Genomic DNA, 18,375 nt, shown 5'->3' on the forward strand with positions numbered 1-18,375 from the left:
GTGGGGGGGCGCGGGGTTGGGCGGGGGTGGCGGTGTTGGCCGCCGGGCGCCTGGGTGCCGCGGGGTGTGGGGAAGTCCCCGGTTTGCCACACCCCCCGGTGGACTACGGAGGGCGGGGGCCCCGCCGGGGGGGGGGGCCCACGGCCTTGGTCCCGCCGAGCGGGCAAGAACCAGGAGCGACTAGCTGGCGTCCTCCGTCAAGAGGAGGTCGCGTCCGACGGTCTCGGGCGTGAAGAACGTCGTGACAAATGAGATGAGGGCTAGGACCAGCGAGTAGATGGCGAGCACCAGCCAGGAGTGATCCGTCACCGCCAGGAGCGCGGCGCCCACGAGGGGAACGAGCCCCCCGGCCATGACGGCAGAGAGTTCGCGGCTCATGGCCACGCCGGTGAACCGGTACCGTGAACCGAAGAGTTCGGGCAGAAGCGGGCACTGCGGGCCGAGCATGGACTGAACCCCGAGGGCAATGCCCACCACCATGACGATCCAGACAAGCGTGACGTTGCCCAGCGTCACCAGATAGAAGGCCGGCAGCGCGATGAGGGCCTGGAAGAGCGCCCCGTAGCGGTAGACCGGGACACGGCCGAACCTGTCCGACAGCGCACCGAAGCTGACGACCATCACGGCGGCGAAACCGGCGGCGATGAGCAGTCCCACGGGGCCGATGAACTTGTCGCCGGGGAAGACCCCGTCCTTTGCCGCCATGAAGGCGATCAGCAGGGCGGAATAGATCGAGGAATTCCCGTTCTCGCCCATCCGCAGTCCAATGCCGATCAGGGTGTTCTTCTTGGAGTGCTTCCACAGCTGGCCGATGGGGTTCTTAGCCACATTCTTGTGCTTCTCCAGCTCCTGGAAGACGGGCGTTTCCTTCAGCCGCAGCCGGATGAAGATGGCCACCACAATCAGGAGCACACTCGCCAGGAACGGCACCCGCCACAGCCAGCCCTCCAGCGTTGCCTTGTCAGCCATCGCAATCAGGGCAAAGGTTCCTGCGCCGAGCAGGGTGCCCAGCTGGATTCCAACGAACGGGAGCGCGGCGAAGAAGCCCCGACGGCGGCGCGGTGCGACTTCGGAGATCAGTGTCGTGGCGCCCGCCTGCTCAGCCCCGGCGCCCAGCCCCTGAAGGATGCGCAGGGTCACCAGGAGGACGGCGCCCAGCATGCCGGCCTGTTCATAGGTGGGCAGCAGTCCAATCGCGAAGCTGGCGGTGCCCATCAGTCCGATCGTGAGGATGAGGACCATTTTGCGGCCGAACCTGTCGCCAATGTAGCCGAAGATCATTCCGCCAAAGGGCCGGGCCGCGAAACCCACGCCGTAGGTGGCAAACGAGGCGATCAGGGCGCCGTCCTCGCCGAGCGGCGCGAAGAACAGCGGGCCGAAGATCAGGGCCGAAGCCAGGCCGTAAATGTAGAAGTCGTAGTACTCCAGAGCGGAGCCCACGGAGCTGGCAAGAGTTGCCCTTCGCAGCTGGTCAGGATCGACGACGGCGCCGTCCGCTTTAGCCAGCGGTGTATTGGTACTAGTTGTCACAAGCACTCCCTCAAGAACACTCCAGACCCTCGTTGGCCTGGTGGGATATGAACAACCCTCGAGGGGTCGATCACCATGTTGAACAGCGTACAACAGGCTGATCGGTTCGCCTATAACTCATCAGATTTATTTTTCGTGCACGACCTGTGTAAAAGCGCGGCACGGCGCTACCCCATGGGATTGCCCAGGGACCGGGCCAGCTCCTTCAGTTCCTTCACCATCAGTGCGCCCTGCTCCGCCGAGTAGGTCGCCTTCAGTGCCGTGACGGACAGGCCCAGGCTGGGTCCGTGCGCACCCCGGGTCGGCACCGAGACGGCCAGGCACACGACCCCCGTGGTGGATTCCTCATCCTCGAAGGCGTAGCCCTGTTCCCGTATGACGGCGAGCTGGGCCTTCAGTTCGGCCCCGGTCCGCAGAGACTTCGGAGTCAGGACGGGCAACTGGGCGTCATCAGGAAACATCTCGGCGACATCGTGGTCGTGCAGTCGCGCAATGAGTGCCTTGCCGACAGCGCAGAGTGAAACCGGCATCTTGTCGCCGATGTTGGAGGTGAGGCGAACCGCGGGATGGCCTTCATATCGGGCCAGGTAGATCACGTTCCCTCCATCGAGCATGGCGATGCGGACCGTTTCGCCCGAGAGGGTGGGCGCCTGTTCACAGAACCGGTAGAACTCCTGGACCTCGTCAAGCCGGCTCAGGTAAGCCGCGCCCAGCTCAACAAGCTTGCGTCCGAGGGTGAATTCGGCGCCTTGGCGGTTGATGAGCCGCGCCTCCTCGAGAGCAAGCAGGAGGTTCGAGGTCGAGGATTTGGGGATGCCCAGTTCCCGGGCAAGGTCGCTCAGCGTCAGTCGCCCGGTCGCAGAGGAGGCCAGAGCCTCCAGCACTGCAGCGGCACGCGTGACTGCCGGCGCGGGCGAGGCGCTCCCCGATCCGTCAGAGGTGCGGGAAACTCGGGAATCGGCCATGATTCTCCTTCACGGATCGCGCGTATGGCGCCGCCGCCATACAGTAGGGTGCTGTTCAGTCAGTTGAACACTAACCATCATAGTGGCGGGCACGCGGAACTGCGCCCAAGGGCCGCGAGCGGTCCGGGGACCGGGGTGCGGGTCAGAACGTGTGGTCAGGCAGCGGCGGTCGCGGTTGCCCCCAGGGCGCGGCCACGACCGGGTTAGTCAGCTGGCCGATACCCTCGATATGACAAGTGACGGTGTCGCCGGCGACCAGGCCCGCGCACTCGGCAGGGAAGCCCGTGAGCACCAAATCGCCGGGGTGCAGAGTCATGAAGGACGTCAGATAGACCAGGATTTCATCTACCCCCCAGCCGAGATCGGCAGAACTTGCAGCCTTGAGTTCGGCGCCGTTGTGCTTGATCCCGATCGCCAGTCCGGCACCGTCCAGGCCCGTGACGATCCACGGCCCTGCCGGAGTGAACGTGTCCTGGCTCTTGGCACTGATCCACAACTCATCCGACTGCTGCAGGTCCCGGGCGGAGACATCATTACCGATGGTGAAACCCAGAACTGCAGTCCGTGCGTTGCTGAGCGTCAGCCCCCGGACCTTGCTTCCGACGACAATCGTCAATTCCGCTTCCGGGTCAACGCGGCCCACCCCAGGCCCCAGTTCTATGGCATCCCCCGGACCGACCACACTGGTCGCGGCCTTGTGGAATGCCTGCGGCGGGAGATCGCGGCCTGCCTGGCCGGTATTGTGCGCCATCCCCAGGACGTTGGCCGGGACACTTGGTGCCAGGAATATGAACGAGCCCTCCTCCACCGTGTCGCCGGTTTCCCAGCCGCGTCGTGGTGCGCTGCCGGCGTTCGCCGGGGAACCCGGGAACGGCGAGTTGATCACCGTCCACACTCTTCCTGCTTCGCTGTCGAAGTCCGGGGCATCGTTGGCGACGAAAAAGTGCTCGGCACCGGAATCCCGGGAGAGCGGGCGGATCCGGGCAATGCGGCGGGAGGTCGTGGCGATCATGGGATCATCCTAGATCGCGGTTTCGGGCACGTATGGAATGTGTCTGGTAAAACCACTACCGCAGCCCGCTTCTACCAGGGCACGCCATCCTTCCCGGCCGCCGACAAGGCCCACGCAGTGCCGTCGAACGGCCCTTATTTCGCCATCGATTAGGCATTTCCGCCCGGTCCGAATCGCCGCCGCGTGTTTCACATTTCCAAAATTTCACGGTATATTCATATCAAGCCTTCCACCGCGGCATCCCCCAATAGTCGCGGTGGAAGGCTTTTCCAATGCCTCTTGCACTTGCGGTCCGCGGTGCCGGTTTATGCAGCGGCTATGCCGCGTCCGCGATGGCCTCCCGGAGCCGCCAGCCGCCGCCCAACCCGTCGCGGATGATTTCCATCGTGGTGAGGGCAGAACCCGAATTACGGCCAAGTCGCGCCTGGACCTGCCAGACCTCGACGTCGACACGGCTCAGTCCTTTAGGCATCCGCCGCTCTGCCTCCCACCAACTCACCCGCTCGAACCAGCGCACGGGCTCGGCGCCGACAATCCATTCGCGTCCCCCGCGCACCACGGTCCGGGGCCTGCCGTCCGCGCCTGTTGTCACCATGATGTGTTCCATGCCCGCCACGTTAGGTCGGGCCTCCGACAATTTCGGCGCCGGCCCGGCAACTGGGGCCAGGGATTCCGGACAGACCGCGTATTAGTCGCCGGCAGGCAGGGCTACGACCCGCGGCTCGCACCAGCGGATGAAGACATCTGCGGGCTGGCTGTTCTTACCCCGCAGCGTGATGCCCACAATTGTGAGGCCCTCCGGTACGGGCAGGCTGTGACGCATGACACCATGGGCTTCGCGCGACCAGGCCAGCCAGTACATCCCATAGGTGGGGCTCTTCCGCAGGCCGACCCTCAGCCCCAGTTCCTCGACGTCAACGCCTTCTGCACCTCTGAGTTCATACGAGACAACAGCAAAGGCCCCGTCCAGCTCCAGCGCAGATTCGAACTCGAACTCGAACTGGAACAACCCCTCGGTAATCTCCGGCTCCAAGGGAAACGCCAACGCGGTCTCCTTGGTCAGCCGCACGGGTTCCGCACCGGGGAACGAGAACCCGCGCGCCACGGGCTCGCCTCGGACCATTTCGTCGTAGAGGCTCGGCCACTTCTCTGCTGAGGTAACGGCCGCCCTGACGGCCGGAAGCCTGTCCAGCCGCGCCAAGGAAGCGGCGGTGCGTTCAAAGCGGGTCTCGTTCAAGGTTGAGTCCTGATCGCTATGCCGCACCTGGAAAAACATGTGCTCCCGGGAATCCAGAATGGTCGGCATTACCCGGTCTACACCGTAGTGCGGACCCGGCGGATGGATCTTGACCCGGCCCACGGCCGGGTCAAATGCAGAGATGAACGCCATGCCCTGCGCTGATTTCGCGTGGTAGTACTCCCGAAGGTCCACCAGTTTGTCAACGGCCTTGTAGGCCGTCAGTCCCAGCCCGAAAGAAATTGCCATTCCCACGTGGTCGAGGGATCGATAGCCGTCAAGGCATGTCAGGTAGTCCGCAGCCAGAACGTCGTCATCGTCAAGGCGGAACCACGCCACCGGCTGCACACCGCCGCCGACGTCGAACTTGGCGGCGAGGTCCTTTTCAATCAGGGGCTGGACCTCTTCGATTCCGGTACCCCGGACCATGTGGTCCCATTGCACCGGGACCAGGAACGAGTGGGCCGCCGCTGCAGCGAACAGCGCTTCCTGATGGCGCGGCGGCAGAAGTCCGGAATACATCACGAATTGGGTGTAGTCATGACCTTCCGCCATGGCGGCCAGCGCCGGCACGGACCGGTTCAAAAACAATTCCTCCCGCAGCTGAAGGCGTCGTTCCGAAAAAAGGTAGGCCTTGTAATCATCCGGGTCCTTGAAGACATCGCTGCTGGACGTCTTCCATGATGGTGAGCCGGGCGAGAACAGGCTATAGCGAGTGACTCCGTAAAACATGCTGATCCCTCAAAGTCGCGATGCTGAACGTTCCATCCCAGCGTATCCGCAGCCCTCCCGGAGAACGGCATTGGCGCCCGAACCGGATGCGGGGCCAACAATGACGGAGATTTGGCGGCTTGAGCCCGGCCGGTGGTAAGTTGGACGCGCGCCGGGGCGCACAGGGCGCCTTGGCAGGACCAAGGGAATTCAAGATGGCTGAATCGAACGCTCAGAAACTAGAGAAGGCGAAAGCCATTGTGCTGGATTCGATCGTGAAGGTTGGCGTATCGACCAACCAGTCGCAGGCGGTGCAGCGGCTCGCTAACGCCTACGCCCTGCTCGATGGGAGCGTCGCGCCCATCAGCAGCCCCAACGAACCGGCGCCCAAGAGCGCCTGACCCAGGGCTTCGCGGGAACCAAGAAAGCCCCGCAGTTATGGAGCACCAGGTCCATAACTGCGGGGCTTTTCTTGGTGGGTCCTACCGGGATCGAACCGATGACATCCACGGTGTAAACGTGGCGCTCTACCAGCTGAGCTAAAGACCCAAACCGCTGGTTCAGCGCTTCCGCGCTTCGACCAACGAACAGTTACTGTACCGGATGAACCCGGCGGAGCGCCAATCGGGCCTGGAGCGGCCTAGAGCGGCGGTAGTTCGGCAGCAAGCCAGGTGAGTGCTTCGCTGACACCTGCGTCGAGCTTGATGGCGGCGAGCTCGTCCCCGCGGGTCTGGCCCCGGTTGATGATCACAACCGGCTTTCGGTGCTTGGCCGCGTGCCGGGCAAACCGCAGCCCGCTCATCACCGTGAGCGAGGAACCGGCCACCAGGAGCGCGCCGGCGTCGTCCACCATGGCGTAGCAGCGTTCAACTCGGTCCTTGGGGACGTTTTCGCCGAAGTACACAAAATCGGGTTTGAGCGTGCCGCCGCAAGCAGGGCAGTGGGCAACGACAAAGCTTTCAATCAGGTCAGCGTCCTCGACCGTGGCGTCGGCGTCCGGCGCCATTTCGACCACACCGGCTGCCAGCGCCCGTTCCAGGAAGCCGGGGTTGAGTTCCGCCAGCACTCCCGCCAGCAGCGCCCGGCTATAGCGCCGGTGGCAGGCGAGGCAGACCACCTGGTCGAAGCGGCCGTGCAGGTCCACCACGTTGATGCTGCCGGCGTCCTCATGGAGCCGGTCAACATTCTGGGTGATGAGTCCGGTCAGCAGTCCGCGGTGCTCAAGCCGGGCGACCGCGGTGTGGCCGTCATTAGGGTCGGCCCGGCGCAGGTGGGACCAGCCGATGTGGTTGCGGGCCCAGTAGCGGCGGCGGTTGTCGGCCCCGCCGATGAATTCCTGGTACGTCATGGGAGCCCTGGGCGCGGCGCCGGGCCCACGGTAGTCGGGAATGCCGGAATCGGTGCTCAGCCCGGCGCCGGTCAACAGGGCGAAGCGCTTCCCGGACAGGAGGCCGTGGATTTCCTGCAGGACCTCGAGCTCGTCGCGGGCCGGCTCCGCGGCGGGGACCGGGGGCAGGCTGGCAAAGCCAGTCATGCCGATCCCGGGCCGCCGCGTCCTCACCGCGTCAGTTCCCTGCGAGTCCTGCCAGGGCGGCGCGGTAGCCGGCGAAATCCCGGGCCTGGCCGCGGGGGTTCACCACCACGTAGCGAACAATGCCGCCCGCGTCGATGATGAAGGTTCCGCGCCGTGCCATTCCGCTGCCGGGGTCGAACACACCGTATTGCCCGGCGACGGCCCCGTGCGGCCAGAAGTCCGCGAGCAGGTCGAAGGCATAGCCTTCCTTCTCCGCGTAGGCCCGCTGGGCGAACTTGCTGTCCACCGAGATACCCAGCACGACGGCGTCGGCATCCTCGAACAGCGCCAGGTTGTCCCGGATTTCACACAGCTCCCCGGTGCAGATGCCGGAGAAGGCGAAGGGAAAGAACACGAGGACGACGTTGCGTCCCCGGAGTTCTGACAGCCTCACGGGTTCGCCATACTGGTTCAGCAGTTCGAAGTCCGGGGCGGCCTCGCCGACGGCGGGCACCGCCGTGGCTTCACCTGTCTGATCCCCGACGACGCCAACCGCGGCGGCTAGGGTCACTTGTTCTTCCGCGTGACCCGGGTGGCGCTCCAGTCCTTGGAGACGCCAGCGGAAGTGGTGTAGTGCAGGCCTGCGGTGGGAGCGGCGTCCTGGATGTCCGCCGGTGAAACATAGCCCACCCGGCCGGACTTCGGTGTCAGCACCCAGATCACGCCGCCCTCAGCCAACGTGGTCAGCGAGTCAACCAGGGTGTCCACGAGGTCACCGTCGCCGGAACGCCACCAAAGAATGACCGCATCGACCACTTCGTGGTCGTCCTCATCGAAGAGTTCCGAGCCCGTGAGATCTTCGATGTCGTCGCGCAAGTCGAAGTCGACGTCGTCGTCATAGCCGAATTCCTGAATCAGGTCACCGGTTTTGAAACCCAGTTTTTCCGCCACATTTACCGAAGTGGCGGCGTCGGCCTCGCTCACGTGTTGCTCCTATGCTTGGTGTTTTCAAAAGCTCTAGTGATTTCCATTACTCCAAGCCAACACCCTTTGCGCCTGCGCTTCAAGCTGTTGGCCCCGCGATCCGCCATATTCTGCGTCACACACGGAGATCCGAGCACCGCCGGGCGGCACATCGTCACACAACCAGTATGCCCGTCAAATACGACAGCACCCCCATGCGACAGCTACGCATCCCCGAGATGTGAGAGCTAGAGTGGCTGATGACGACTACGCCCGCAAGGGCGGACGCCCCGCTGGCTAAGGCGGGAATAGTTGTGATTGGACCTTGCCCGGCGCACATGACCGGGCAGTTGTAACCGATATGTCGCACACGTCGCGTTCACGCCAGGCAGTCACCCTGCCGGAGCTGAGGGCGCCGATGAATGCGCTCAAAGAGAGGTTGGACGTGGCTGCAGGAGAAGAGACCTCCCATATCCTCAGCGGGTTGACTAACCAGCTGCCTGATCGTGATCCGGAAGAGACCGCCGAGTGGCTGGAGTCCCTGGATACGCTGATTCAGGAACAGGGCACCGAGCGTGCCCAGTACATAATGCGCAGCCTGCTCCAGCGGGCCGGCGCGCAGTCCGTGGGTGTTCCGATGGTCACGACCACGGACTACGTCAACACGATTCCGGTGGACCAGGAAGCGGCGTTCCCCGGGGACGAGGAGATCGAGCGGAAGTACCGGGCGTGGCTGCGGTGGAACGCCGCGGTCATGGTGCACCGGGCGCAGCGGGCCGATATCGGCGTCGGCGGGCACATCTCGACCTATGCCGGGGCAGCGACCCTGTACGAGGTCGGGTTCAACCACTTCTTCCGCGGCAAGGACCACCCCGGCGGCGGGGACCAGGTCTTCTTCCAGGGCCACGCCTCCCCCGGCATGTACGCCCGGGCCTTCATGGAAGGCCGGCTGACCGAGGAGGACCTGGACGGGTTCCGGCAGGAGAAGTCCAAGGAAGGCCATGCCCTCTCCTCCTACCCGCACCCGCGCCTGATGCCGGAGTTCTGGGAGTTCCCCACGGTCTCGATGGGCATCGGGCCGATGAACGCGATCTACCAGGCGCAGTCCAACCGGTACCTGGCCAACCGCGGCATCAAGGACACCAGTGACCAGCAGGTCTGGGCGTTCCTGGGCGACGGCGAAATGGACGAGCCCGAGTCCCGCGGCCTGCTCCAGCTCGCCGCGAACGACAAGCTCGACAACCTCAACTTCGTGATCAACTGCAACCTCCAGCGCCTTGACGGGCCGGTCCGGGGCAACGGCAAGATCATGCAGGAACTCGAGGCGTTCTTCCGCGGCGCGGGCTGGAACGTCATCAAGGTCGTCTGGGGCCGGGAGTGGGATGACCTGCTGGCCAAGGACGAGGACGGCTCGCTCGTGAAGATCATGAACGAAACCGTCGACGGCGACTACCAGACCTACAAGGCCGAGTCCGGCGCGTTCGTCCGCGAGCACTTCTTCGGACAGACCCCGCAGACCAAGGAAATGGTCCAGGACCTCACCGATGACCAGATCTGGAACCTCAAGCGCGGCGGCCACGACTACAACAAGGTCTACGCCGCGTACAAGGCCGCGACCGAGTTCAAGGGCAAACCCACCGTCATCCTGGCCCACACGGTCAAGGGCTACGGCCTGGGCACCCACTTCGAGGGCCGCAACGCCACGCACCAGATGAAGAAGCTCACCCTCGCGGACCTGAAAGCCTTCCGCGACCACCTGCGCATCCCCATCACCGACGACCAGCTCGAAGCGGACCTCTACCGGCCCCCGTACTACCACCCCGGCATGGACTCCCCCGAGATCCAGTACCTCATGGAACGCCGCCGCGCCCTCGGCGGCTTCGTCCCCGAACGCCGCTCCAAGCACACCGACGTCACCCTCCCCGGCGACAAGGTCTACGAAGTCGCGAACCGCGGCTCCGGCAAGCAGTTGGCGGCCACCACCATGGCCTTCGTCCGCCTGCTCAAAGACCTCATGCGGGACAAGGAATTCGGCCAGCGGATCGTTCCGATCATCCCGGACGAGGCCCGCACCTTCGGCATGGACGCGTTCTTCCCGACGGCGAAGATCTACAACCCGAACGGCCAGAACTACCTCTCCGTGGACCGCGAGCTCGTCCTGGCGTACAAGGAGTCCATCTCCGGCCAGATTGTGCACGCCGGCATCAACGAGGCCGGTTCCGTGGCGGCGTTCACCGCCGCGGGCACGTCCTACTCCACCCACGGCGAGCCGCTGATCCCGATCTACGTCTTCTACTCGATGTTCGGCTTCCAGCGCACGGGCGATTCCTTCTGGGCCGCCGCGGACCAGATGACCCGCGGGTTCATCATCGGCGCCACCGCCGGCCGCACCACCCTGACCGGCGAAGGCCTGCAGCACGCCGACGGCCACTCCCCCATCCTGGCCGCCACCAACCCCGCCGTCGTCACCTACGACCCGGCCTACGGCTATGAGATCGGCGTCATCATGCGCGACGGCCTCAACCGCATGTATGGTCCGGGCCCGGCGGACAACGACCCGTCGCGGAACGTGATGTACTACATCACCGTCTACAACGAGCCGATCTCCCAGCCGGCGGCACCGGCGGAACTCGACGTCGAGGGCATCATCAAGGGCATCTACCTGCTGGCGCCCGCCAAGATTGACGGCCCGCGCACGCAGATCCTTGCGTCCGGGGTGTCCGTGCCGTGGGCCCTGGAGGCCCAGCGGGTCCTCGCCGAGGACTGGGGCGTCTCCGCCGACGTCTGGTCCGTGACGTCCTGGACCGAACTGCGCCGTGACGCCATGGCAGCCGAGGAAGAGGCCTTCCTCAACCCCGGCCAGCCCGCCCGCGTCCCGTTCGTCACCGAACAGCTCGCCGGCGCGACCGGTCCGATCGTGGCCGTCACCGACTACATGAAGGCCGTGCCGGACCAGATCCGCCAGTTCCTGCCGAACGAGTTCGCTTCGCTCGGCGCCGACGGCTTCGGCTTCTCCGACACCCGCGCCGCTGCGCGCCGCTTCTTCAAGAACGACATCCACTCCGTGGTTGTCCGTTCGCTGCAGATGCTGGCCCGACGCGGCGAGGTGGATGCGCAGGCTCCGGCCCAGGCGATCGAGAAGTACCGCCTGCACAACGTCAACGCCGGCACCACCGGCAACGCGGGTGGCGACTCCTAGAGTCCTTCCAGCGATTACGACGGCGGTCCCCACCGAAAGGCGGGGGCCGCCGTCCGCGTTTAATCCCCGGTCCCCGCCCGGGTGCCGGACACCGGCCAACCCGCAGTGTTACATTGTGACCCAGCACAAAGCCCGTTGTAGCCTTTGCACAAATGGAGCTTGGGCGGCAGTCCCCGTATGCTCGATGCATGGCCGAGCCGATCACCACTCCCGCAAAACGCAAGCCCGCTTCAAGGGCGATGCCTCCGGAGAAGGTTGAGACACTCAAGAAACTGCGGGCCAGCGTCGGCCAGCTCTCCACGACCACGCTGCGCCAACTCGAGAAATCCCTGCCGTGGTACAGCCGGCTGAACTCCGACGAACGCTCGGCCCTGGGCATGGTGGCCCAGAATGGCATCGCCGCCTTCGTCACCTGGTACGAGCGCCCCAGCTCCCCGTCGTGGATCCTGTCCGACGTCTTCGGCACGGCGCCCACCGAGCTCACCCGCTCCATCAGCCTGCAGAAGGCCCTCCAGCTGATCCGGATCGTCGTGGAAGTGGTGGAGGACCAGGTGCCCGTGATCGCGCCGGAAGCGGACCAGGGCGCGCTGCGCGAGGCGGTGTTGCGGTACTCCCGGGAGGTCGCCTTCGCCGCCGCCGACGTCTACGCCCGTGCCGCCGAAACCCGCGGATCGTGGGACACCCGGCTGGAGGCGCTCATTGTCGACGCCATCCTGCGCGGCGAAAACACCGACGCCCTGCGGTCACGGATCGCTGCCCTGGGCTGGAAGGCGCAGGAGCGCTTTACCGTGATGGTCGGCAATTCACCGTCGGAACCGAATGCCAGCTACGTCAGCGAGCTGCGCCGCACGGCCGGGCGGTTCGCCGAAGACGCCCTCGTCGGGATCCAGGGCGACCGGCTCATCCTGATCCTCGGCGGGGTCCACGACCGCGAAACCGCCTATCTGAAACTCGCCGAACTCTTCGCCCCGGGCCCGGTCGTCTACGGCGCCGAAGCGGGCTCCCTGCTGGAGGCCAGCGGCTCGGCCCAGTCCGCGTTCGCCGGGCTGACCGCTGCCCGCGCCTGGCCGGCCGCGCCGCGCCCGGTCGCGGCCGATGACCTCCTCCCGGAGCGCGTGATCTCCGGTGATGACGCCGCCCGGCGCTCCCTCGTCAAGAATATCTACCGGCCCCTGCTCGCGGCCTCGAACGGCCTCGTGGAGACCCTCGGCACCTACCTCGAACTGGGCCACTCGCTTGAGGCAACGGCCCGCGAACTCTTCGTCCACGCCAACACCGTGCGCTACCGGCTCAAGCGCGTCTGTGACGTCACGGGCTGGGATCCGCTGTTGCCGCGGGAGGCCTTTGTGCTCCAGACGGCCCTCGTTGTTGGCCGGCTCGCGGCCCCGCCGAAGCCCGCCACGGAACGGCAGCCGTCGCGGAATAGCCTCTGAGAAGTTGTAGACTTCCTACAAAGTGACCCTGTGAGCTTGGTGTATGAATGCACCGATAATCTCGCCGTAGTTTGGAAAGCTGGATACGTGCTTGCAATCGTCTGCCCTGGACAGGGCTCCCAGACCCCCGGTTTTCTCGCCCCCTGGCTGGAACTGCCGCCCGTCGCAGGCCACCTGGCCTCCCTCAGCGAAATCGCAGGCATCGACCTCGCTGCCCACGGAACCACGTCCGATGAGGAGACCATCAAGGACACCGCGGTTGCGCAGCCGCTGATCGTCGCGGCCGGACTGGTGGCCGCGAAGTCCCTGTTCGACGTCGAACTCGGCACCCTGCCCGTCATCCTCTCCGGCCACTCCGTCGGCGAAATCACGGCGTCCGCCCTGGCCGGTGTACTGACTGAAACCGAAGCCATGACCTTCGTCCGCGAACGCGCCAACAGCATGGCGGCTGCCGCTGCTGCCACCCCGACCGGCATGAGCGCCGTTGTCGGCGGCGACCCGGCCGAGGTCCTGGCCGCGATCGAGGCCTGCGGTGCCACGGCGGCAAACGTCAACGGAGCCGGCCAGACCGTCGCCGCCGGGACCCTGGACCAGCTCAAGGCCCTCGCGGAGAACCCGCCGGCCAAGGCCCGGGTCATCCCGCTGAAGGTCGCCGGCGCATTCCACACCGCGCACATGTCGCCCGCCGTCGCGGCGCTGCGGGCCCTCCGGCCCACGCTGCACCCGCGGAACCCGCAGGTCCCCCTGCTCTCCAACTTCGACGGCGCGGAAGTCACCGATGGTGCCGCCGCCGTCGAGAGCCTGATCGCCCAGGTTTCCCGCCCGGTCCGCTGGGACCTCTGCATGGAAACGCTCGTGAAGCGCGGCGTGACCGGCGTGATTGAACTGGCTCCGGCCGGGACACTCGCCGGACTCGCCAAGCGCGGCATGCCGGGTGTGAAGACCGTGACCGTCAAGACCCCGGACGACCTGTCCGCCGCCCTGGCCCTATTCGCAGAACTGGAAGGACAGGCATGAGCGTGCCCACGTTGAAGCAGGCCCCCCTGCACGAGAACACCCGCATCATGGGGGTCGGCGCATACCGGCCCAGCGTGATCGTCACCAACGATGACGTCTGCCAGTGGATCGATTCCTCCGACGAATGGATCCGCCAGCGCACCGGCATCATCACCCGGCACCGTGCCCCCGCTGACGTCAGCGTCATCGACATGGCCGAGGGCGCGGCCCGCGAGGCCCTGCAGAAGGCCGGCATCGACGCGTCCCAGCTCGGCGCCGTCATTGTCTCCACCGTGACGCACCCGTACGCGACGCCGTCCGCAGCAGCCAGCCTCGCCGACCGCCTCGGTGCGACGCCGGCGCCGGCCTTTGACATCTCTGCAGCCTGCGCCGGGTACTGCTACGGCATCGCCCAGGCCGACGCGCTGGTCCGCTCCGGCGCGGCCAACTATGTCCTCGTCGTCGGCGCGGAAAAGCTCTCGGACGTCATCGACAACACCGAGCGCACCATCTCCTTCCTGCTCGGCGACGGCGCGGGCGCCGTCGTGATCGGCCCCTCCGACACCCCGGGCATCGGCCCGTCGGTGTGGGGCTCGGACGGCAGCAAGTGGGACGCGATCGGCATGACCGGCTCCATGCTGGACCTCCGCGAGCTCGCCACGGCGGGCAAGCAGGGCGGCGCACTGAGCGCCGAGGAAGCCGCCGTCACCGACGCGGCGGTCTGGCCTACCCTGCGCCAGGACGGCCAGACGGTGTTCCGCTGGGCAGTCTGGGAGATGGCCAAGGTGGCCCAGCAGGCGCTGGACGCTGCCGGCATCACCGCCGATGACCTCGCGGCCTTCATTCCGCACCAGGCGAACATGCGGATCATCGACGAGATGGCCAAGAAGCTGAAACTGCCGGAGTCCGTCATCATCGCGCGGGACATTGCCGACGCCGGCAACACCTCCGCGGCCTCCATCCCCCTGGCCACCCACCGCCTGTTGCTGGAGAACCCGCAGCTCAGCGGCGGGCTTGCACTGCAGATCGGCTTCGGTGCCGGACTGGTGTTCGGTGCCCAAGTGATCGTGCTTCCGTAGGCGATTGCTGCTTTCCAGTCTTTCCCCAGCTTCAATCCCACAACAAACCGAACCCTCGGTTTGAACCATTTCCGCCTGAAGCTGCCGGCACACCGGCAGCCCACGGCAATAACAAGAAAAGGAGCCATCATGGCTAGCAACGAAGAGATCCTGGCCGGCCTGGCTGAAATCGTCAACGAAGAGACCGGTCTGGCCACCGAGGCTGTCGAAATGGACAAGTCCTTCACCGAGGACCTGGACATCGATTCCATCTCGATGATGACGATCGTCGTCAACGCCGAAGAGAAGTTCGGCGTCCGCATCCCGGACGAAGAGGTCAAGAACCTCAAGACTGTCGGCGACGCCGTCGGCTTCATCGCCAACGCACAGGCCTGATTTCGGCCCCGGCCGGTCCGGGGGCGCAACTGCACCCCCGGACCGCGCCATTTGCAGCACCATCCAGTGCAACACCCCAGAGTTTTTCAAACGCAGGCCCCGGCACCCTTTCCCAAGTCCCGGATACGGCAGGCGCACCGACAGAGAGTGATCCCATGGCACGCAAAGTAGTCATTACCGGTCTGGGTGCCACCACGCCCATCGGCGGCGATGTCCCCACAATGTGGAAGAACGCTCTGAAGGGCGTCTCCGGAGCGCACACGCTCGAGGACGACTGGGTGGCCAAGTACGAGCTGCCCGTCCACTTTGCCGCCCGCGCTACCAACCCCGCGACCGAGGTCCTGAGCCGGGTCGAAGCCAAGCGCATGGACCCGTCCACGCAGTTCGCCGTCGTCGCCTCCCGCGAGGCCTGGGCCGACGCCGGCATCACCGAAATCGACCACGACCGCCTGGCCGTGGCGTTCGCCACCGGCATCGGCGGCGTCTGGACCCTCCTGGACGCCTGGGACACCCTGCGCGAAAAGGGCCCCCGCCGCGTCCTGCCCATGACCGTGCCCATGCTGATGCCCAACGGCCCGGCAGCGGCCGTCAGCCTCGACCTGGGCGCCCGCGCCGGCGCCCACACCCCCGTCTCCGCCTGCGCGTCCGGCACTGAGGCCGTTCACATGGGCCTCGACCTGATCCGCTCCGGCAAGGCCGACGTCGTCGTCTGCGGCGGCGCGGAAGCCGCCATCCACCCGATGCCGATCGCCGCGTTCGCCTCCATGCAGGCACTCTCGCGCCGCAACGACGATCCGGAGCATGCCTCACGCCCCTACGACCTTGGCCGCGACGGTTTCGTCATGGGTGAAGGCGCCGGTGCCCTGGTGCTGGAAGCCGAGGAACACGCCCTGGCCCGCGGCGCCCGCATCTACGCCGAACTGGCCGGCACCTCGGTCACCGCCGATGCTTACCACATCACCGCCCCGGACCCCCAGGGCCTGGGCGCCACCCGCGCGCTGAAGGCGGCCATGTTCGACGGCCGGATCCAGCCCGAGGACGTCGTGCACGTCAACGCGCACGCCACCTCCACGCCGGTCGGCGACAAGCCCGAGTATGCGGCGCTCAAAGCCGCCCTGGGCAAGCAGCTGGACAGCGTCGCCGTCTCGGCCACCAAGTCGCAGATGGGGCACCTGCTGGGCGCCTCCGGTGCGGTCGAAGCCGTACTGACCGTCATGGCCATCTACGACCGCAAGGCACCGGTGACCATCAACCTCGAGAACCAGGATCCGGAGATCCCGCTCGACGTCGTCACCACGGCCCGTGACCTGCCGTCCGGCAGCATCTCGGCGCTGAGCAACTCCTTCGGCTTCGGCGGCCACAACGCCGTGATCGCGGTGCGGAGCATCTAGCTCCAGCCTGCGCACAGCACGCCGAGATGACAGATGGCGGCAATGTTCTTCGTGAACATTGCCGCCATCTGTCATTTGGCGGTGCTATGGAGTGTCTTGCGGCGGGACCTGACGGTCCAGCCGGCCTGGTGCTTTAGCCGACCTGGTGGAGCCAGCGCACGGGTGCGCCTTCGGCGGCGTGCCGGAAGGGTTCGAGTTCTTCGTCCCAGGCCTCGCCGAGGGCCAGGGACAGCTCATGGTAGACCGCTGAGGGGTCGCCGGCGCCGGATTCGTAGGCGTACCGGATGCGGTCCTCGGAGACCATGATGTTGCCGTGCACGTCCGTGACGGCGTGGAAGATGCCCAGCTCCGGTGTGTGCGACCAGCGGCCGCCGTCCACGCCTTGGCTGGGCTCTTCCGTGACCTCGTAGCGCAGGTGCGCCCATCCTCGGAGCGCAGACGCCAATTGAGCCCCCGTGCCCGGGTTTCCGGTCCACGACAGCTCGGCCCGGAACATTCCGGGCGCAGCCGGCTGAGCGGTCCACTCAAGGTCCGTCCGCTTGTCCACAACAGAGCCTATGGCCCACTCAACGTGGGGGCACAGGGCAGTTGGGGCCGAGTGAACGAACAACACACCGCGGGTCAGTGCAACAGACATTCCATCCTCCATAGCTGTAGGTACGTCTTCCCCAACGACCTCTGCCTGGATGTCTGTCTGTTGCGCGGGTCCGCCGTGATACGGGTGATCCTTGCCAGACTATTAAGTTAGTGCCCGGTTCCTCGGTGGAACTTGATGCTCAAGAGCTTCAAGCGACACTTGAAAGTTGCCGGGCGTGACTCTTATTCTGCCGTACGCCTCCTCATTACGCCAGTGTGATTCGGCGCGTCTTTCCCGGCGCGCCGCGCAGCGTGCCGTATGGGGCCATTTCGGTGCGCGCCCCGTCCCGAAGCGCCCGGCTCAGGCCCGGGGGTGGGCCTGCTGGTAGCTCTGCCGGAGCCTCTCGACAGAGACATGGGTATAGATCTGGGTGGTGGCCAGACTGCTGTGGCCAAGAATCTCCTGCACAGCGCGGAGGTCAGCCCCGCCGTCGAGCAGGTGGGTGGCCGCGGAGTGCCGCAGGGCGTGCGGACCGGTGGCGGCCGTGTCCCCCAGGGCCTCCAGCAGATCGTGGACGACGCTTCGGACCTGCCGCTGGTCCACGCGTTTGCCGCGGGCACCGAGGAAGAGCGCCGGGCCGGAGCTTTCCGTGGCGAGGGCGGGCCGGCCCCGGCGCAGCCAGTCGTCGACGGCGAGCGCAGCGGGCACGCCGTAGGGCACGGTGCGCTCCTTGTTGCCCTTGCCGAGCACCCGCAGTGTCCTGCGGTCGGGATCGAGGTCGTCCACGTCGAGGCCAGCCAGCTCACCGACCCGGATCCCCGTGGCGTACAGCAGCTCCACCAGGGCGCGGTCCCGCAGCGGCAGGGAACCGCCCTCGGCAGCCGCGGATGCCGCGCCTTCAACGAGCCGAAGGACCTGCTGCTGATGCAGCACTCCGGGCAGCGACTTCTCCCGCTTCGGCGCCTTCAGCCGCAGGGCGGGATCCGAATCGATCAATTCCTCGCGGATGGCCCAGGCGGTGAATGCCCTGGCGGTGGCGGAGCGGCGGGCGAGCGTGGCACGGGACATCCCGGCTTCGCTCTGCGAACCGAGCCAGCGCCGCAGGGTGCCAAGTTCCAGCCCGGCAAGGTCTTCCACCCCTTCGGAAGCCGCATACTCGAGCAGGCTTGCGATGTCGGAGAGGTACGCGCGCACCGTGTGGGCCGAGCGCCCGCGTTCCGCCTCCAGATAACGCCCGAAGCCCTGGGCGGCCTTAGCCAGTGCGGCGGGGATCTGAGCTGTGGACACCCCCTTACTCTCTCAGGATTCGCCCGGCGGTCAAGGAGCCCGACGGCGAGCCGCGGGTCAGGTCCGGTATGGGCCCTGGCGCTGCCCGCCACCGTCGGGGGCCGGGG

Annotated in this window: 17 protein-coding genes and 1 tRNA gene; 7 read left to right on the forward strand and 11 right to left on the reverse strand. The window is 66.3% G+C overall.

Annotation, left to right across the window (positions count from 1 at the left end; all coding sequences use genetic code 11):
- Positions 1-180: 180 nt before the first annotated feature.
- The 5 genes from ABIC21_RS08175 to ABIC21_RS08195 form a co-directional block, all read right to left on the reverse strand.
- Positions 181-1,530, reverse strand: a complete 1,350-nt coding sequence (locus ABIC21_RS08175; RefSeq protein WP_354349919.1) for an MFS transporter — start codon at positions 1,528-1,530, stop codon at positions 181-183.
- A gap of 167 nt (positions 1,531-1,697) precedes the next feature.
- Entirely contained in the window at positions 1,698-2,495 is a 798-nt protein-coding gene (locus tag ABIC21_RS08180) for an IclR family transcriptional regulator (RefSeq protein WP_354349920.1), read from the reverse strand.
- 142 nt (positions 2,496-2,637) lie between these two features.
- Positions 2,638-3,507, reverse strand: coding sequence for a fumarylacetoacetate hydrolase family protein (locus tag ABIC21_RS08185; protein ID WP_354349921.1), 870 nt, complete (start codon positions 3,505-3,507; stop codon positions 2,638-2,640).
- A 316-nt stretch (positions 3,508-3,823) separates the two neighbouring features.
- Complete coding sequence (locus tag ABIC21_RS08190) at positions 3,824-4,114, reverse strand: hypothetical protein (protein WP_354349922.1); 291 nt, start codon at positions 4,112-4,114, stop codon at positions 3,824-3,826.
- An 81-nt stretch (positions 4,115-4,195) separates the two neighbouring features.
- Positions 4,196-5,476 (reverse strand): glycosyltransferase, encoded by a 1,281-nt coding sequence (locus tag ABIC21_RS08195; protein WP_354349923.1) that lies wholly within the window; start codon positions 5,474-5,476, stop codon positions 4,196-4,198.
- A 194-nt stretch (positions 5,477-5,670) separates the two neighbouring features.
- On the opposite strand from ABIC21_RS08195, the gene ABIC21_RS08200 reads away from it, so the two are divergent.
- The gene (locus ABIC21_RS08200) at positions 5,671-5,856 is read left to right on the forward strand and encodes a hypothetical protein (RefSeq protein ID WP_354349924.1); all 186 of its coding nucleotides are present in this window, start codon (positions 5,671-5,673) and stop codon (positions 5,854-5,856) included.
- Positions 5,857-5,928: 72 nt separating this feature from the next.
- On the opposite strand, the gene ABIC21_RS08205 is transcribed toward ABIC21_RS08200, so the two are convergent.
- The 4 genes from ABIC21_RS08205 to ABIC21_RS08220 form a co-directional block, all read right to left on the reverse strand.
- A tRNA-Val gene (locus ABIC21_RS08205) sits at positions 5,929-6,004 on the reverse strand.
- 91 nt (positions 6,005-6,095) lie between these two features.
- The gene (locus ABIC21_RS08210; RefSeq protein WP_502935974.1) at positions 6,096-6,989 is read right to left on the reverse strand and encodes an NAD-dependent protein deacetylase; all 894 of its coding nucleotides are present in this window, start codon (positions 6,987-6,989) and stop codon (positions 6,096-6,098) included.
- Positions 6,990-7,020: 31 nt separating this feature from the next.
- The gene (locus ABIC21_RS08215) at positions 7,021-7,539 is read right to left on the reverse strand and encodes a peroxiredoxin (protein WP_502935975.1); all 519 of its coding nucleotides are present in this window, start codon (positions 7,537-7,539) and stop codon (positions 7,021-7,023) included.
- The gene (locus ABIC21_RS08220) at positions 7,536-7,952 is read right to left on the reverse strand and encodes a DUF3052 domain-containing protein (protein ID WP_226761795.1); all 417 of its coding nucleotides are present in this window, start codon (positions 7,950-7,952) and stop codon (positions 7,536-7,538) included. Before ABIC21_RS08220 ends, ABIC21_RS08215 begins: the two co-directional genes overlap by 4 nt.
- 397 nt (positions 7,953-8,349) lie before the next feature.
- On the opposite strand from ABIC21_RS08220, the gene aceE reads away from it, so the two are divergent.
- The 6 genes from aceE to fabF all read left to right on the forward strand — a co-directional run bounded on the left by aceE (position 8,350) and on the right by fabF (position 16,404).
- Positions 8,350-11,130: a pyruvate dehydrogenase (acetyl-transferring), homodimeric type gene (gene aceE, locus ABIC21_RS08225; RefSeq protein WP_354350158.1), complete on the forward strand. Its 2,781-nt coding sequence runs from the start codon at positions 8,350-8,352 to the stop codon at positions 11,128-11,130.
- 188 nt (positions 11,131-11,318) lie between these two features.
- Positions 11,319-12,563: a PucR family transcriptional regulator gene (locus ABIC21_RS08230; RefSeq protein WP_354349926.1), complete on the forward strand. Its 1,245-nt coding sequence runs from the start codon at positions 11,319-11,321 to the stop codon at positions 12,561-12,563.
- Positions 12,564-12,650: 87 nt separating this feature from the next.
- On the forward strand, positions 12,651-13,580 hold the full coding sequence (locus ABIC21_RS08235; RefSeq protein WP_354349927.1) for an ACP S-malonyltransferase: 930 nt from the start codon (positions 12,651-12,653) through the stop codon (positions 13,578-13,580).
- Positions 13,577-14,638 (forward strand): beta-ketoacyl-ACP synthase III, encoded by a 1,062-nt coding sequence (locus ABIC21_RS08240; protein WP_354349928.1) that lies wholly within the window; start codon positions 13,577-13,579, stop codon positions 14,636-14,638. Before ABIC21_RS08235 ends, ABIC21_RS08240 begins: the two co-directional genes overlap by 4 nt.
- A gap of 129 nt (positions 14,639-14,767) precedes the next feature.
- Positions 14,768-15,013: an acyl carrier protein gene (locus ABIC21_RS08245; RefSeq protein WP_090578669.1), complete on the forward strand. Its 246-nt coding sequence runs from the start codon at positions 14,768-14,770 to the stop codon at positions 15,011-15,013.
- Between the two features lie 155 nt (positions 15,014-15,168).
- Positions 15,169-16,404, forward strand: coding sequence for a beta-ketoacyl-ACP synthase II (fabF, locus tag ABIC21_RS08250; RefSeq protein WP_354349929.1), 1,236 nt, complete (start codon positions 15,169-15,171; stop codon positions 16,402-16,404).
- Between the two features lie 133 nt (positions 16,405-16,537).
- Here the strand turns inward: fabF and ABIC21_RS08255 are convergent, their stop codons facing one another.
- Together ABIC21_RS08255 and ABIC21_RS08260 are read right to left on the reverse strand one after the other, a co-directional pair.
- Positions 16,538-17,041, reverse strand: coding sequence for a DUF3145 domain-containing protein (locus ABIC21_RS08255; protein WP_056426723.1), 504 nt, complete (start codon positions 17,039-17,041; stop codon positions 16,538-16,540).
- Positions 17,042-17,341: 300 nt separating this feature from the next.
- Entirely contained in the window at positions 17,342-18,268 is a 927-nt protein-coding gene (locus ABIC21_RS08260; protein ID WP_354349930.1) for a tyrosine recombinase XerC, read from the reverse strand.
- Between the last annotated feature and the right edge of the window lie 107 nt (positions 18,269-18,375).

This window comes from Pseudarthrobacter sp. PvP090, from assembly GCF_040547365.1.
Classification (GTDB): Bacteria; Actinomycetota; Actinomycetes; order Actinomycetales; family Micrococcaceae; genus Arthrobacter.

Bases quoted from the DNA above. Each gene is read 5' to 3' on its own strand.
- ABIC21_RS08180 (WP_354349920.1), bottom strand. From the start codon at position 2,495: ATGGCCGATTCCCGAGTTTCCCGCACCTCTGACGGATCGGGGAGCGCC.
- ABIC21_RS08185 (WP_354349921.1), bottom strand. From the start codon at position 3,507: ATGATCGCCACGACCTCCCGCCGCATTGCCCGGATCCGCCCGCTCTCC.
- ABIC21_RS08190 (WP_354349922.1), bottom strand. From the start codon at position 4,114: ATGGAACACATCATGGTGACAACAGGCGCGGACGGCAGGCCCCGGACC.
- ABIC21_RS08195 (WP_354349923.1), bottom strand. From the start codon at position 5,476: ATGTTTTACGGAGTCACTCGCTATAGCCTGTTCTCGCCCGGCTCACCA.
- ABIC21_RS08200 (WP_354349924.1), top strand. From the start codon at position 5,671: ATGGCTGAATCGAACGCTCAGAAACTAGAGAAGGCGAAAGCCATTGTG.
- ABIC21_RS08210 (WP_502935974.1), bottom strand. From the start codon at position 6,989: ATGACTGGCTTTGCCAGCCTGCCCCCGGTCCCCGCCGCGGAGCCGGCC.
- aceE (WP_354350158.1), top strand. From the start codon at position 8,350: ATGAATGCGCTCAAAGAGAGGTTGGACGTGGCTGCAGGAGAAGAGACC.
- ABIC21_RS08230 (WP_354349926.1), top strand. From the start codon at position 11,319: ATGGCCGAGCCGATCACCACTCCCGCAAAACGCAAGCCCGCTTCAAGG.
- ABIC21_RS08240 (WP_354349928.1), top strand. From the start codon at position 13,577: ATGAGCGTGCCCACGTTGAAGCAGGCCCCCCTGCACGAGAACACCCGC.
- ABIC21_RS08245 (WP_090578669.1), top strand. From the start codon at position 14,768: ATGGCTAGCAACGAAGAGATCCTGGCCGGCCTGGCTGAAATCGTCAAC.
- fabF (WP_354349929.1), top strand. From the start codon at position 15,169: ATGGCACGCAAAGTAGTCATTACCGGTCTGGGTGCCACCACGCCCATC.
- ABIC21_RS08255 (WP_056426723.1), bottom strand. From the start codon at position 17,041: ATGTCTGTTGCACTGACCCGCGGTGTGTTGTTCGTTCACTCGGCCCCA.